Annotated in this window: 14 protein-coding genes and 1 tRNA gene; 7 read left to right on the plus strand and 8 right to left on the minus strand. The window is 58.7% G+C overall.

Annotated elements, in window-relative coordinates:
* Nucleotides 1-3: 3 nt before the first annotated feature.
* The 4 genes from BMY36_RS19810 to BMY36_RS04100 form a co-directional block, all read right to left on the minus strand.
* Nucleotides 4-165 (minus strand): hypothetical protein, encoded by a 162-nt coding sequence (locus tag BMY36_RS19810; RefSeq protein ID WP_050518475.1) that lies wholly within the window; start codon nt 163-165, stop codon nt 4-6.
* A 52-nt stretch (nt 166-217) separates the two neighbouring features.
* A complete protein-coding gene (locus BMY36_RS04090; RefSeq protein WP_050518474.1) occupies nt 218-1591 on the minus strand; it encodes a DUF2927 domain-containing protein in 1374 nt (457 codons plus the stop codon).
* A gap of 1 nt (nt 1592) precedes the next feature.
* Nucleotides 1593-2033: a GNAT family N-acetyltransferase gene (locus BMY36_RS04095; RefSeq protein WP_050518473.1), complete on the minus strand. Its 441-nt coding sequence runs from the start codon at nt 2031-2033 to the stop codon at nt 1593-1595.
* Between the two features lie 368 nt (nt 2034-2401).
* The gene (locus BMY36_RS04100) at nt 2402-3238 is read right to left on the minus strand and encodes an AAA family ATPase (protein ID WP_050518472.1); all 837 of its coding nucleotides are present in this window, start codon (nt 3236-3238) and stop codon (nt 2402-2404) included.
* A 170-nt stretch (nt 3239-3408) separates the two neighbouring features.
* Between BMY36_RS04100 and dksA the strand changes: the two genes are divergently transcribed.
* Together dksA and BMY36_RS04110 are read left to right on the plus strand one after the other, a co-directional pair.
* Nucleotides 3409-3831: an RNA polymerase-binding protein DksA gene (gene dksA, locus BMY36_RS04105; RefSeq protein WP_050518499.1), complete on the plus strand. Its 423-nt coding sequence runs from the start codon at nt 3409-3411 to the stop codon at nt 3829-3831.
* A gap of 120 nt (nt 3832-3951) precedes the next feature.
* Nucleotides 3952-5121, plus strand: a complete 1170-nt coding sequence (locus BMY36_RS04110; RefSeq protein ID WP_050518471.1) for an FAD-dependent monooxygenase — start codon at nt 3952-3954, stop codon at nt 5119-5121.
* Here BMY36_RS04110 and xth read toward each other — a convergent pair.
* Complete coding sequence (gene xth / locus BMY36_RS04115) at nt 5110-5889, minus strand: exodeoxyribonuclease III (RefSeq protein WP_050518470.1); 780 nt, start codon at nt 5887-5889, stop codon at nt 5110-5112. The two genes, BMY36_RS04110 and xth, sit on opposite strands and share 12 nt — an antisense overlap.
* A gap of 58 nt (nt 5890-5947) precedes the next feature.
* Complete coding sequence (locus tag BMY36_RS04120; RefSeq protein WP_050518498.1) at nt 5948-6274, minus strand: HesB/IscA family protein; 327 nt, start codon at nt 6272-6274, stop codon at nt 5948-5950.
* Between the two features lie 155 nt (nt 6275-6429).
* On the opposite strand from BMY36_RS04120, the gene BMY36_RS04125 reads away from it, so the two are divergent.
* Nucleotides 6430-7596, plus strand: coding sequence for a deoxyguanosinetriphosphate triphosphohydrolase (locus BMY36_RS04125; RefSeq protein WP_050518497.1), 1167 nt, complete (start codon nt 6430-6432; stop codon nt 7594-7596).
* 6 nt (nt 7597-7602) lie between these two features.
* On the opposite strand, the gene BMY36_RS04130 is transcribed toward BMY36_RS04125, so the two are convergent.
* Both BMY36_RS04130 and BMY36_RS04135 read right to left on the minus strand, forming a co-directional pair.
* A complete protein-coding gene (locus BMY36_RS04130) occupies nt 7603-8067 on the minus strand; it encodes a disulfide bond formation protein B (protein ID WP_050518469.1) in 465 nt (154 codons plus the stop codon).
* The gene (locus BMY36_RS04135) at nt 8067-8645 is read right to left on the minus strand and encodes a YqaA family protein (RefSeq protein WP_050518468.1); all 579 of its coding nucleotides are present in this window, start codon (nt 8643-8645) and stop codon (nt 8067-8069) included. Before BMY36_RS04135 ends, BMY36_RS04130 begins: the two co-directional genes overlap by 1 nt.
* Before the next feature lie 149 nt (nt 8646-8794).
* On the opposite strand from BMY36_RS04135, the gene ypfJ reads away from it, so the two are divergent.
* From ypfJ to BMY36_RS04155, 4 genes are all read left to right on the plus strand, one after another.
* On the plus strand, nt 8795-9580 hold the full coding sequence (gene ypfJ, locus BMY36_RS04140; RefSeq protein ID WP_050518496.1) for a KPN_02809 family neutral zinc metallopeptidase: 786 nt from the start codon (nt 8795-8797) through the stop codon (nt 9578-9580).
* A gap of 121 nt (nt 9581-9701) precedes the next feature.
* A tRNA-Leu gene (locus tag BMY36_RS04145) sits at nt 9702-9785 on the plus strand.
* Nucleotides 9786-9836: 51 nt separating this feature from the next.
* Nucleotides 9837-10070, plus strand: coding sequence for a hypothetical protein (locus BMY36_RS04150; protein ID WP_050518467.1), 234 nt, complete (start codon nt 9837-9839; stop codon nt 10068-10070).
* A gap of 459 nt (nt 10071-10529) precedes the next feature.
* Complete coding sequence (locus BMY36_RS04155; protein WP_050518466.1) at nt 10530-13478, plus strand: Hint domain-containing protein; 2949 nt, start codon at nt 10530-10532, stop codon at nt 13476-13478.
* The last annotated feature ends 279 nt before the right edge of the window (nt 13479-13757 follow it).

The following is a 13757-nucleotide window of genomic DNA, read 5'->3' on the forward strand; positions in this document are numbered from 1 at the left end:
TCGCTATATTCGGGTGAGGAACACGGTGATGAACAGGCCCAATAGGGCGAACGCAATGGCAAACCCGGCGGCGTATTGCAGCAAATCCAAAGGTTTGCCGCCATATTTGCGCGCGACCAAAGCGCCCAAAACCGCGCCCATCAGCAGTCCTGCCAGTACGATCATTCTGTCCGCCCCCGTGAAGCCTTTGCCACGGGGGCCGCGTTTGGCCTAACCGTCAGCTTTTGTTGCCGCGCCGTGCAAGCGCCGAGATTTCGGCCGCCCGCGCCCGTATTTGCGCCTCTGACCCAAAGCCATATCGCGCCCAGCCCTGACTGTCTATGCGCACGGCGGCTGCCTCGGAACTCTTGCCTTGCATCTGCAGTGCTTCGGCCTTGACCAGCATCAAAGTTGCCATGAGAGAGGCGTTTTCGGCGCGGGCCACGATGGGCAAGTTGCGGTTTGCGATGTTGAGGGCGCGGTCCGCCTCGCCCCGCGACAGGGCGAAAGCGGCCAATTGCATGTCCACATGCGCGCCATAGATGTCACCGCCCGGCAAGCGGCTGTAGATAAGGCCAGCTTGGGTAAACGCCTCAATCGCGGCGGCGGGGTTGGAGGTGAGGCTGATGCGACCTAGCGCGAAATAGCTAAAAGCAAGCCTGCCTGCGGTCCACCCTTGGGCGCGGGCGGTGGCAACGGCCTGACGGGCCGCATTTTCGCGCGATGATACGCTGCCGGAGGTGCCGAGGGCGGTTTGGATTTGATTGATCCAGAAGCGCGGGGTTGGGTTCACTTCGGATGCGCCGCCGTGATTGCCCGAGGGGTTGATGCGGGCCAAGATGCCGGGCAGTTTTGCGGCCACTTGCGCCTGTGTCATGCCCGATTGCAATTCGGGGGCATAAAAGGCGCGCAGGATGGTCATGTCAAACCCGGTCAGCGCGGTGTGGAAATTATCATCGTTGAACACGGAATCGGTCAGGCGGAACAGATCGTTCAGCGGCCCCATCGCTTGGGCGGTTTCTTCGTGCAGGCAGTCGCGCACCTCTTGGGCGGAACTGTCGGCGGGGATAAACACTGACACATGTTCCCGTTGTTTCAAGCTGGTCCAATCCAGCACACCTGTGTTGCGCCCGGCGCGAAATTCGGCCCAGCTGGACACGCGGGGAACCACGAAACAAGCGACGTTGGCATAGGTGGCGCGGATCACGTTGCGCGGCACAAATTCGATATTGATGGAGGCGGGCCCTGATGCCACCTCGCGGATGTTCAGCCCCGCCTCATTTCGGAAGCGTTGGAGGAGGCGGGCCAGATCGGTTGCGGCATTGGGGGGCACGGCGCCCGCGGTGCGCACCGTGATCGGACCTTCGAACCGGGCGAAAACGGGCAAAGCGCGCCCGCTTTCCATCATAAACGACAATTCCATGAAATCGCGGGCGATTTCGCCGTTGCTGCGGCTGGGGCGCGGGGCGGCGGTTAACCCGAACCGGTTCATCGCAGAGGTGGATGTGGAGGTGGAGGTCGCGGCTTTGGATTGGTTCATCGACACGTCGGCACCCGGGCTGGGCACGCAAGCGGTCAGAAAGCCGATGGAAAGAAGGGAGACCAAGCGCATGTTAAGCGGCCTTTCTGAATTGGAGGAAAGGAGAGGTTGCTTGCGCGTCCCGGCGGTGCAGGTTTTCGGCGGCCATCCAATAGATGATGGGCACGCCATTGTCGTGCGACGCTTGATAAATCGCCTGCACCAGATGGGTGCCTGCGCGCTGTGCTTGATACGCGGGCATCACATAAAGGTCTTGGATCACATAGGCGTTTTCAAAAGCGAATTTGGCGCGGCGCATTTCGTAATGGGCAAACCCTACCATTTTGCCATCACATTCCACAACCATCGCGGCCACCCGTTTGGCGCCGCCGGACAGTTTGGCGAACAAGGCCGTTCGATCTTGCCAGCGCATTTTGGTGTTGTTCTGGGCCAAATATCCCGCCCAAAGCGGAAACCAAGCGTCAAAATCGCCTGCAGTCAAAAATCGGGTCGTCAATATATGGTTTTGGGTCATGACACTTCCAATGCGCGTTCTGCTCTGGCCTTGAGAGAACAGGGTTGGAGTGTCCGTTTCGCGGCCCGTCTGTGTCAATCAGGGGGATTCTTTGCGGCGAAAATGGATTCAACGCCTAGCGGGGCAAATGCGGCGGGACGCCAGATTTGGCCGGATTTGATCGCGATTTGTTTCAATGTATTTCAGTAATTTGTTGTGCCGTGATAACAATGTGGCGCAAATAAGGCGAGATCGGGGCGGGGGTGCCTTATTGTGGTCCCGATTCTTGTCGCGGTCTTAAGGGGTTAGCGCACACTTTTAAGGTGAAACCTTAACTGTGCGCGGCATGCCTGTGCCACAAGATGTAGCGCCTGCCTGTGCCGCAGCCCTTAGCGCTGGCCGCGCGCCATGAACGCCAAGCGTTCAAACAGATGCACGTCCTGTTCGTTTTTCAACAAAGCGCCGTGCAGGCGGGGCAGGGAAACCTTGTCCCGCGCCAGATCTTCGGGGGTCAAATCCTCTGCCAGCAGTAATTTCAGCCAATCGAGGACCTCGCTGGTGGAGGGTTTCTTTTTCAACCCCGGCGTGCCGCGGATTTCAAAGAATTGTGTCAGCGCTGTGGCCAAAAGGGCGGGTTTGATGGCGGGAAAGTGGACGCCCACGATTTGGCGCAGGGTGTCAATGTCGGGGAATCGGATGAAGTGGAAAAAGCAGCGGCGCAAAAAGGCGTCGGGCAGTTCCTTTTCGTTGTTGGAGGTGATTATGACGATGGGGCGCTGGCGGGCCTTGATGACTTCGCCGGTCTCATAGACAAAAAACTCCATCCGATCGAGTTCTTGGAGAAGGTCGTTGGGAAATTCGATATCGGCCTTGTCGATTTCATCAATCAGCAAAACCACCCGTTCGGGGGCGTCAAACGCCTGCCACAGCTTGCCCTTGCGGATGTAGTTTTTGACATCATTCACGCGCGCATCGCCCAATTGGCTGTCGCGCAGGCGCGATACGGCGTCATATTCATAAAGGCCCTGCTGCGCCTTGGTGGTGGATTTGACGTGCCATTCGATCAAGGGCATCCCCAATGCGGTGGCAACTTGGCGCGCGAGTTCGGTTTTTCCGGTGCCCGGTTCACCTTTGACCAGCAGCGGGCGTTGCAAAACCACGGCGGCGTTGACCGCCACTGTCAGATCCTCGGTCGCTATGTAGTTGTCTGTGGTGGCAAATTTCATTTGGGGGTTGTGGCCTTTTGCAATATTTATAGGGAACCCTACCTGCGCCATGAAATTGTCGCAACCGCTAGTGACAATGCGCGCAGGTTCCTTTAAGTGACCGAAAATAGGAGTGCGAAATGTCACAAGCCCCCTTGTCGGTTATGTCCGACCATATGGAGATACACGCGATGAAGGCCGAGTCCTTTCTTCCCGACGATTATCGCCCGGCTGAGAGCGAGCCGTTTATGAACGACCGCCAGCTTGAATATTTCCGCCGCAAGTTGCTGACGTGGAAGCAAGATCTGGTGGACCAATCGGCGGAAACCATTGAGGGTTTGCAGGGGTCCGCGCGGGCGGTGCCCGATATTGCGGACCGCGCGTCCGAGGAAACCGACCGGGCGCTGGAGCTGCGCACGCGCGACCGTCAGCGCAAGTTGGTATCCAAGATTGACGCGGCGCTGCGCCGGATTGAGAATAACGAATTTGGCTATTGCGAAGCGTCGGGCGAGCCGATTTCGTTGAAGCGTTTGGATGCGCGCCCGATTGCGACGATGACGCTGGAAGCCCAAGAAAAGCATGAGCGCCGCGAGCGGGTTCACCGCGAGGATTGAACGGTTTGCGGGGGCGCGGCGCGCCCTGATTGCAAGGATTGATTGCGGGTTTGCAATCGGTGATGATTACAAAGGGCCAGACCTAGGGTTTGGCCTTTTTGCATTTCAAGGATCTGCTGCATGACAGTGACACAGATGGATATCACGGTGCTGGGCGCGGGTGTTGCCGGGTTGGCGGTGGCTGCGGCGCTGGCGCAGCGCGGGGCATCGGTAACGGTTTTGGAACAGGCCGATGCTGTGCGCGAGGTGGGTGCGGGGTTGCAAATCTCGCCCAATGGGGCAGTGGTGCTGGAGGCGTTGGGGCTGGGGGATGCGGTGCGGGCGGTGTCGATGCCCGCGCAGGCCGTGCATTTGCGCGATGGGTACAGCGGAGATTCGGTGACGCGACTGGAATTGTCGCGAAACGGGCAGCAGTTCCATTTGATGCATCGTGCGGATTTAATTGAGGTGTTGCGGGCGGGTGCGTTGGCGGCGGGGGTGGAGTTGCAATTGTTGCAGCGCATTGACGCGGTTGATCTGTCGGGCGATGCGCCGCGCTTGGTGACGGCCCAAGGGGCTGCGCGCGGTGCGGGGTTGGTGATTGGCGCGGACGGGCTTCATTCAAAGGTGCGCGCGGCGTTGAACGGGGCGGCGGCGCCGTTTTTCACCAATCAGGTGGCGTGGCGGGCGTTGATCCCTGCGGTGCCCGGCGATGTGGTTGAGGCGGAGGTGCATATGGGCACGGGCCGCCATTTGGTCAGTTATCCGCTGCGGGGCGGGACCATGCGCAACATTGTGGCCGTGGAGGAGCGGCGGCAATGGGTGGAAGAAAGCTGGGCCCTGCGCGACGATCCGTTGGAAATGCGATTGGCGTTTGAAGGGTTTTCACCGCGCGTGCAATGGTGGTTGGCGCAGGTGGAGGATGTGGGGCTGTGGGGGCTGTTTCGGCACCCGGTGGCCCAGCGGTGGCATGGTGGCGGCGCTGTGATTTTGGGCGATGCGGCGCATCCGACCCTGCCGTTTTTGGCGCAAGGGGCCAACATGGCGTTGGAGGATGCGTGGGTTTTGGCCGAATGTCTGGACAGTTTGGGGGTTGATCGCGGGTTGGCGGCCTATCAGGCGGCGCGGCAGCATCGCTGTGCGCGGATTGTGGAGGCGGCGAATGGCAATGCGCGGGCCTACCATTTGGGCGCCCCGTGGCGGGGTGTGGCGCATTTGGGGTTGAAGGCGTTGGGTAAGGTCGCGCCGGGGCTGGCGCTGCGGCGGTACGATTGGATTTATTCCCACGATGTGACGGCGTCAGGCCGCTAGATCAATCCAGACGGGGACATGATCGGAGGGTTTTTCGCCCGCGCGCACCTCTTTATCAATCTGGCAATCGCGCAGCAGGTCGGCGGCTTGGGGCGACAGCAGCAGGTGGTCGATGCGGATGCCGTTGTTCTTCTCCCACGCGCCGGCCTGATAATCCCAAAAGCTGTATTGGCCGGGGGATTGGTTGCGGGCGCGGAACGCATCTGTCAGGCCAAGGTTCACGATGCGGCGGTAGGCGGCGCGGGTGGCGGGCAGGTATAGCGCGTCATCGGTCCAGGCCATGGGGTTGGCGGCATCTTCAGCCTGGGGGATGACGTTGTAATCGCCTGCGATCACCAGCGGTTCCTCGGTCAGCAACAGGTCGTGGATGCGGGTTTCCATGCGGGCCATCCACGCCAGTTTATAGTCGTATTTCGGCCCCGGCGTGGGGTTGCCGTTGGGCAGATAGAGGCCACACAGGCGGATGGGGCGGTTGCCCATCACCGTTGCCTCTATCCAGCGGGATTGTTCATCGCTGTCGTCGCCGGGCAGGCCGCGGATAATATCCTCTAGCGGCAGGCGGGACAGAATGGCGACCCCGTTGAAGCCTTTTTGACCATGGGTTTCAACGCGGTAGCCCATATCCTCAAACACTTCGCGCGGGAAGGTTTCATCGACGGATTTGATTTCTTGCAAAGCCACAGCATCGGGTTTCGCCGCCTCCAGCCAGCGGGGCAGGGCGTCGATGCGGGCTTTGATGCCGTTGATGTTGAAGGTGGCGAGTTTCATGGCATGGCCTTTGGTTTGGTTGTGCTGGTTGTAGGCGGGCCGCGCCGGGGTCGCAAGCTTACATGGAAAATGAGATACCGCAGCCGCACGAACTGCTGGCGTTGGGGTTTTCGATGGTGAACCGCGCGCCGATCAATTCCTCGGAGTAATCAATCACGGCATTGGCGAGGAACGGCATGGATATGGCATCGACCAGCACTTTCATCCCGTCTTTTTCAAACACGGTATCATCGGCGGCAGGGTCGTCCAGTCGGATATCGTATTGAAAACCCGAACACCCGCCGCCATCGACGGCGACGCGCAGGGCTTTCACCTCGCCCGCGTCCTCCGCGATTTCGGCGAGGCGGGCAAAAGCGCGGTCGGTCACGCGGGGGGGAAGGATCAGGGTCATGGCGGGGCCTTTGGTTGGCTGCAGTTGGTTCCAATATAGGGCGGAGGCGGCAATGTCACAAGGCGTGTGCGTGGTGGGTGCCATTGTGGGAAATATCGCTTATAGATGGGCGTGATAGCCGCCACGCGCGGCGCAAAAGGCTAGATATGATGCTTGCACCCTTTGCCTGCCACCCTGAGGAGACGCGCGGACGTTTGCACGAGGAACGGATGTCGTCGTTTCGGTCGCCGTTTCAGCGCGACCGCGACCGGATTATCCATTCATCGGCGTTTCGCAGGTTAAAGCATAAAACCCAAGTGTTTGTGGAACATGAGGGCGATTATTACCGCACGCGCCTGACCCATTCGATTGAGGTGGCGCAGGTGGCGCGCACGATTTCTGGCGTTTTGGGCTTGAACACCGATTTGGCGGAAGCGATTGCGCTGGCGCATGACCTTGGGCACACGCCGTTTGGCCATACCGGAGAGGACGCGCTGGCCGAGTTGATGGCGCCGTTTGGCGGGTTTGACCACAACGCGCAGGCCATTCGAATCGTCACCCGGTTGGAGCGCCATTACGCCGATTTTGACGGGTTGAACCTGACATGGGAGGCGCTGGAGGGCATCGCCAAGCACAATGGCCCGGTGGTGGCAGGCGTGGGCGAGGTGTTGCCCTATGCATTGACGGAGGCGAATGCGGAGTGGGATTTGGAATTGCACACCTTTGCCAGTGCCGAGGCGCAGGTGGCGGCGATTGCCGATGATATCGCTTATTCCCACCATGATTTGCATGATGGTTTACGGTCTGGCCTGTTTGATGAGGCCGATTTGATGGCGCTGCCCGTGACCGGCCCTGCCTTTGCGGCGGTGGATGCGCTGTATCCCGGTTTGGACAAAATGCGAAGGCGACATGAGGCGTTGCGCCGGGTGTTTGGCCGGATGGTGGAGGATGTGATCGCCGTGGCGCGCATCCGGCTGGACGCGGCGAAACCGCAATCGGTGCATGATATTCGTGGGATGGATGGGACGGTTATTCGATTCTCCAAACCCTTGTTTCAGGAATTAAAGGCGATCCGGTCGTTTTTGTTCACCCGCATGTACCGCGCGCCATCGGTTATGGTGGAACGCGCGCGGGTGACAGCGGTGGTGCGCGATTTGTTTCCGTTGTTCATGGCGCAGCCCGAATTGCTACCCGAAGAATGGCGCGATGATGTGCTTGCGGCGGACACGCATCAATTGCTGGCGCGGATTGTGGCGGATTATGTGGCGGGCATGACCGACCGTTTTGCGCTGCAAGAACATGCGCGGTTGTTTCAATCCGCGCCGCCTGTGCGGTGATGGGGATTAAGTGTCGCGGCGTGCGGCGGTCAGCCAGATTAGCATCAGGGCCAGTGACAACAGGCCGTTCCAAGATGCCATTGACAGGCCAAACATTTCCCATGCGACAACGTCGCAGCGGACGGGGGCTGCGATGGTAATGGCGGGATTGAGCAGATCATCCATGCTGAGCCCCGCGATGGAGTTGCCAGAGCAAGAGGCAAGCCCGTCCCACCACAGGCGTTCCACCCCGGTGTGAAACAGTGCGATGCCCGCCGAGGCGAGGGCTGCGAGGCCGCCGAGCAAGGGCAGGGCGCGCCAACCCGTGATCAGGGCCAAAATGCCAATCACCACGGCGGCCGCATGGGGCCAGCGTTGCCAGATGCACAGGGTGCAAGGATACATGCCGCCGATATATTGGAACGCAAACGCGCCGATCAGCAGGCACGCCGAGCCGAGCATCGCCGTGAGGATGAGGTGGGTGCGCGACATTACATAAACCTTATGGCAGCAAATCCGGCGATCAATATCACGACCGCCAAGGTGAACATAAGGCCCAAACGCCGTTCGATAAAGTCACGGATCGGTGTGCCGTAGCGGTATAGTAGGGCCGCGATGAGGAAAAACCGCAAACCGCGCGCGACCACGCTGGCTGCCATGAACACCGGCAGCGACAGGCCTGTGGCGCCTGACAGGATGGTGATAACCTTATACGGGAACGGGGTGATGCCCGCGATCAGCACGGCCCACGCTCCGTAGGCGTTGTAGCGGTCTGTGAAGGTCGTGAAGTTGTCGGTTTTGCCATAAAACTCCAGCACTGGCAGGCCGATGCTGTCGAAAAACGCCGCCCCGATATAATAGCCGAACGCCCCGCCCAGCACAGAGGCGACGGTGCAAACCCCTGCGATAAGGAACGCGCGGCGGGGGGCGGCGATGATCATAGGGATCATCAAAATATCGGGGGGGATGGGAAAGACAGAGCTTTCGATGAAGGCAACAAAGGCAAGGGCCCAGAGGGCGTGGCGCGACCCTGCAAGGCCAAGCGTCCAGTCGTATAATGCGCGGATCATCGGGCCTGTCCTGTTGTTTGGCGTGTTGCATCATGCAGGGATGGGGCCGTCAAGGGGACAAAGGGGTAAGGCGTGCATCCAAATGGGGACAAACGCCCTTTGTGATGCGCCGCAGTTGCGGTAAAATGGGCAAAACGGGGGGCGTTTATATGCAGTGGCGAGGGCGGCGGGAAAGCCGGAATGTGGAGGATCGGCGCGCGCGGTCTGGTGTGGGGCGTGCGGGCGGTGTGGGGGGCGTGGGCCTGCTGGCGGTGCTGGTGGTCGGGTATTTCCTGGGAATTGATGTGACGCCGTTGCTGCAAGACCAAGGGCGCACACAGATCAGCGCGCCGATCACACCTGCGGATGAGGCGGCGGGGCAGTTCGTATCCGTCACGCTGGCCGATACGGAGGAGGTGTGGGCGCATGTGTTTCGTGACCAGTTGAACCGCACCTATACCCCCGCCACGCTGGTGTTGTTCAAAGGGGCCACCGCGTCGCCTTGTGGTGGGGCGAATGGCGCGTCGGGGCCGTTTTACTGTCCGGGCGATAAAAAAGCCTATTTGGACACCGATTTCTTCGTGACGCTGGAACGCCAGCTGGGGGCCAAGGGCGATTTTGCGGCGGCCTATGTCGTGGCGCATGAAATTGCCCATCATGTGCAAAACGAATTGGGGATTTTGGCGCGGGCGAATGAAGTGCGCGCCACGGCGTCACAGGCGCAAAGCAACGCGATTTCGGTGCGCATCGAATTGCAGGCGGATTGTTTTGCAGGGATTTGGGCACGGTTGGCCGAAGATAAATTCGGTGCCATCGAGCCGGGTGACTTGGAGGAGGCGGTGAACGCCGCGCGCCAGATTGGCGATGACACGTTGCAGCGCAATGCGGGCCAGCGGCCCAATCCGCACAGCTTTACCCACGGCACATCGCAGCAGCGGTCGCAGTGGTTTGTGTAGGGATATCAATCGGCTGCGCTGCCAGCGTGCGATACGTTTTCAGCAAATTCGCTTTAGCGTGAAAAACCCGCAAACAGCCAATTGACGCGCCCGCAAAGGCGGGTTACATGGCACCCACTGGGCCCGAGTGGCGGAATGGTAGACGCAGGGGATTCAAAATCCCCCGTCGCAAGACGTGGGGGTTCGAGTCCCTCCTCGGGCACCAGTGTATTTTTAGCGGCGGCTGCACATTCCAATTCCCTAAAATTTGTCTTGAATGATTCGCACGGTTTTGAGCGATTTTTTTCAAAATGCGCGCTTTTCCGGGTTATCGCAGCTATTGGCGCTGATCTGGCAGAAATTGGGTTTGACCCGGCGGTCGGTGGCGAAAAATAAATCAGCACTGGTTAACCGCCGAATCGTGTTGGCTCGCGTTTCCGTGATCGAAACAGTGAAGGTTCGAAAAGGGAAAGCTGCTGGGGAATCGCTTGTCTTTATCGAACAATCCTAGCTTTTTAGACAGGTTGCGTTTGGTTTTTGGAAACAACGAGCCCTGTGCGCTTTTGGGCTTAAGATGGTTAATGCGCTGATTTTGCGGTGAAGTACCTGATTATTCCCCCCCCCATCCCTGTGAATTTCACTTTCACCAATGCGCAAGGACATGTATCAAAGGGAGGTCCCATCTGGGAGGGATATGGCCGTGGGGGCGGTCGAGAAGAGTGGTGCGTGTAAGGAGTGTTCTTTGCGCGCTGTGCTGTGGATGCTGCCAATGCCAAACCTAGGTTTCGCTGCTGCAAAGGCTGCTTGTGCGTCTTTGCTGCTGGTATTTTCACCTACTCCATCGAATTGGCTTCGTTGTAGCGCTGGGTCCGAATTTTCCGGCGCGCGCTGAGCTTGCGGCGGTCTGGCCGCGTTTGATGGGTGACTTTGGCGTGAACGCCGATGTCTCTGCTGTAGTGAGGAATTTGAAATGCCGATTTTTGCACTTTATAACTTTGACGATACTGGCCCGATCGCTGCGGATTCGGCGCTGGGCAATGGTGCCCAGAATGGCGAGTATTTTGATGGGGCTGCACCTGTTGGCGGCCGCGCTGTGCTGGACGGTATTAACGACAAAGTTAAAATCTATCCAAACACCGAATTTGAAATGCCGCGCGGCACGCTGGAGATTCAATTCTCGCAGACCGCGCAAGTGGGCACGGGGCCAAACACGGTTTTGTCGCGCGATTCGGTTGGCGAAACCCCCGGCGGTTTCCGTATTGAAGTGTTGCCTGACGGGTCCGTGTTGATTTCACACGAATCGGCGGGTGATACGACGACGTTCCAAACTGTGCCGGGTTTTGTGAACCCTAGCGACGAAGTGAATATTGTTTATTCTTGGGATGAGATCGCGGGTGGTGCGGTTCAAATCAGCAACCTGACCACAACGGCGTCGTTTGAACAGGCCGTTCTCCCCGGTTTGACGATGGATCAAGATCCGATCAGCCAGCCGTGGATGATCGGCGCGGGGCAGTCGCTGTCCGATCCGGGTGTTTTGAACAACTTGAACAATCACTTCCAAGGGTCGGTTGCGACGTTTTCGCTGTCGGACACGGTTGATAACTTTGTCGGCACGCCTGTTGCGAACCCCGATTTGGCCGAAACGGATGAGGATACACCGATTTCGGTGATCCCGGTTTTGGCGAATGACACCGACCCGAACGGTCAACCGCTGACCGTGACAGGCACCCCGACCGCCGAAAACGGCACTGTGGGTGTGAACCCGGATGGCACGCTGTCCTATACGCCAAATCCCGATTTCAATGGGGTGGATACGATCACCTATACGATCACCGATCCCGATGGGAACGAAAGCACATCGACCGTGACGGTCACTGTAAACCCAGTGAACGATGCGCCGATTGCCGAAGATGATGCGGCGGTGACCGTGTTGAACACGCCGGTTGTTATTGATCTGATTGGCAACGATGTTGACCCGGATGATCCTAATTCGGCCTTGCGGATTACGGGTACGCCGACATCTGCAGATGGGACTGTTGTGGTCAACCCGGATGGGCGGTCGGTGACCTTTACGCCGAACACCGGGTTCTTGGGTGAAGCGGTTATCAACTATACCGTCACCGACCCATCGGGTTTGACAGATGATGGTGTGGCTGTGGTCACTGTGGATGACGCCATTGATCCAACCCGCGACGGGATTGTGCGCGGCACCGATGCGGGCAACCTGATCAACGGCGATTATATCGACCCGTTTGATGCGGACCGTGTGGATGCGGGCGATGCAATTTTGGGCGCTGATGGTCCGAACGATGACCGTATTCGTGCCGAAGGTGGCGATGATACCGTGTTTGCCGGGCTTGGCGATGACACTGTGTTTGCAGGTCTTGGCGATGATTTGGTGTTTGGCGGCGTGGGTGACGACGATCTGCGCGGCAATGAAGGCAACGACACCCTGTTTGGGGGCGAAGGTGCCGACACCGTGTTTGGCCAGCAAGGCGACGATTTCATTGACACGTCATCGCCATTGCAGCGTCCCGATATTGATTATCCGGGCCTGTACCCTGCCGATACCGACCCCGAGGATGACCGCGATCTGGTTTATGGTGGCCTTGGCAACGACACGATCATCACGGGCGATGATGCCGACACAATCTTTGGCGATGGTGGCAATGACAGCATCAACGCAGGCGTGGACGCCGACCTTGTTTATGGCGGTGCGGGCAACGACACGATCATCGGTTCCGAAGGGGCGGATACGATCTTTGGCGAAGCTGGCAACGACCTGATTTATGGCGGGTTGGATGACACCATCGGTGATGCGCTTGATTTGCCGGATGCGCTTGATTTGCGGCCGTTGAACAACCCCGACCTGATTTTTGGTGGTTCGGGCAACGACACAATTTTTGGTCGCGATGACAATGACACGTTGTTCGGTGGCACTGGCAATGATGTGTTGTTTGGCGGTGTTGATAACGATTCGTTGGTTGGTGACGAAGGCAATGACGCGCTGAATGGCGACGAAGGCGATGACACGCTGGAAGGCGGGGCTGGTAACGACACATTGTCGGGTGCCACCGGGTCTGACGTTTTGTTCGGCGGTGCGGACCGCGATGATTTCTTGCTGGATCCGGCAACGGGCGGCAGCGACACCATCTTTGGTGGGGCCGAAGGCGACGACTTTGACCGATTGATCATTTCGGGGCCACGCAGCGACTATCGCATCATCCGGACGGGATCAGACAGCGATGGCAACGGGTTTGACGGGCGCGTTGAATATCTGAACGCGGATGGTGTGGTCACTAACACAGTTGTTTTCGAAAATATCGAAGGCATCCCGTGCTTTACCCCCGGCACGCTGATTGCGACGCCAAAAGGTGAGGTTTTGGTGGAAAACCTGCGCGCTGGTGATCGGATTATCACCCGTGACAACGGTATTCAGGAACTGCGCTGGTCGGGCAACCGCAAGTTTGATTGGGCACATCTGACCGCCAACCCGCATCTGCGTCCCATTATGGTGCGCCGTGGCAGCTTGGGCAATGGTTTGCCGGAACGTGACATGATGCTGTCGCCGAACCACCGTGTTTTGGTGTCCAACGACCGCACCTCGCTGTATTTCGATGAGCGTGAGGTGCTGGTGTCTGCCAAGCATCTGGTCGGTGGCAAGGGCATTTTTGAGGTGGAAAGCATCGGCACGTCCTACATCCACTTGCTGTTTGACCAGCACGAGGTTGTGCTGTCGGATGGTGCGTGGACAGAAAGCTTCCAGCCCGGGGATTACACCTTGAGCGGGATGGGCAATGCGCAGCGCAACGAGATTTTTGAGCTGTTCCCAGAGTTGAAAACCAAGGAGGGGGTTGAGGATTACACTGCCGCACGCCGCACCTTGAAGAAACACGAAGCAAAGTTGTTGATCCGCTAACGGGTTGTTTCAAAATAGTTTATGCAGCAGGTCGCAAAAAATTGTGGCTGGGGAAGGGGGCAAAAGCCCCCTTTTCCACATTGGCGCGCTGGGCAGGTATGCGGCGGCGCGCTGGGCAGGCCCCCCGTGCTGCGTGTTTTTCCCTAAAGTTAATACTTTCTTAATTTATTTTGCCTTCACCGAAACGCCATGCGGTTGCCTAAGCTTTGCCTTGGTTCGCCTGCATCCCTGATGCTGAGAGTTGCTGTGTGCCGATCTGGTGCATGGCACTAAAAGCTT

This window comes from Pseudorhodobacter antarcticus (assembly GCF_900110135.1).
Classification (GTDB): Bacteria; Pseudomonadota; Alphaproteobacteria; order Rhodobacterales; family Rhodobacteraceae; genus Pseudorhodobacter; species Pseudorhodobacter antarcticus.

What these genes read in the sequence shown, in the direction of transcription:
- BMY36_RS04090 (WP_050518474.1), bottom strand. Translation starts at nt 1,591, where the DNA reads ATGCGCTTGGTCTCCCTTCTTTCCATCGGCTTTCTGACCGCTTGCGTG.
- BMY36_RS04110 (WP_050518471.1), top strand. Translation starts at nt 3,952, where the DNA reads ATGACAGTGACACAGATGGATATCACGGTGCTGGGCGCGGGTGTTGCC.
- dksA (WP_050518499.1), top strand. Translation starts at nt 3,409, where the DNA reads ATGAAGGCCGAGTCCTTTCTTCCCGACGATTATCGCCCGGCTGAGAGC.
- BMY36_RS04100 (WP_050518472.1), bottom strand. Translation starts at nt 3,238, where the DNA reads ATGAAATTTGCCACCACAGACAACTACATAGCGACCGAGGATCTGACA.
- BMY36_RS04150 (WP_050518467.1), top strand. Translation starts at nt 9,837, where the DNA reads ATGATTCGCACGGTTTTGAGCGATTTTTTTCAAAATGCGCGCTTTTCC.
- BMY36_RS04155 (WP_050518466.1), top strand. Translation starts at nt 10,530, where the DNA reads ATGCCGATTTTTGCACTTTATAACTTTGACGATACTGGCCCGATCGCT.
- BMY36_RS04135 (WP_050518468.1), bottom strand. Translation starts at nt 8,645, where the DNA reads ATGATCCGCGCATTATACGACTGGACGCTTGGCCTTGCAGGGTCGCGC.
- BMY36_RS04095 (WP_050518473.1), bottom strand. Translation starts at nt 2,033, where the DNA reads ATGACCCAAAACCATATATTGACGACCCGATTTTTGACTGCAGGCGAT.
- ypfJ (WP_050518496.1), top strand. Translation starts at nt 8,795, where the DNA reads ATGCAGTGGCGAGGGCGGCGGGAAAGCCGGAATGTGGAGGATCGGCGC.
- BMY36_RS04125 (WP_050518497.1), top strand. Translation starts at nt 6,430, where the DNA reads ATGCTTGCACCCTTTGCCTGCCACCCTGAGGAGACGCGCGGACGTTTG.
- xth (WP_050518470.1), bottom strand. Translation starts at nt 5,889, where the DNA reads ATGAAACTCGCCACCTTCAACATCAACGGCATCAAAGCCCGCATCGAC.
- BMY36_RS04130 (WP_050518469.1), bottom strand. Translation starts at nt 8,067, where the DNA reads ATGTCGCGCACCCACCTCATCCTCACGGCGATGCTCGGCTCGGCGTGC.
- BMY36_RS19810 (WP_050518475.1), bottom strand. Translation starts at nt 165, where the DNA reads ATGATCGTACTGGCAGGACTGCTGATGGGCGCGGTTTTGGGCGCTTTG.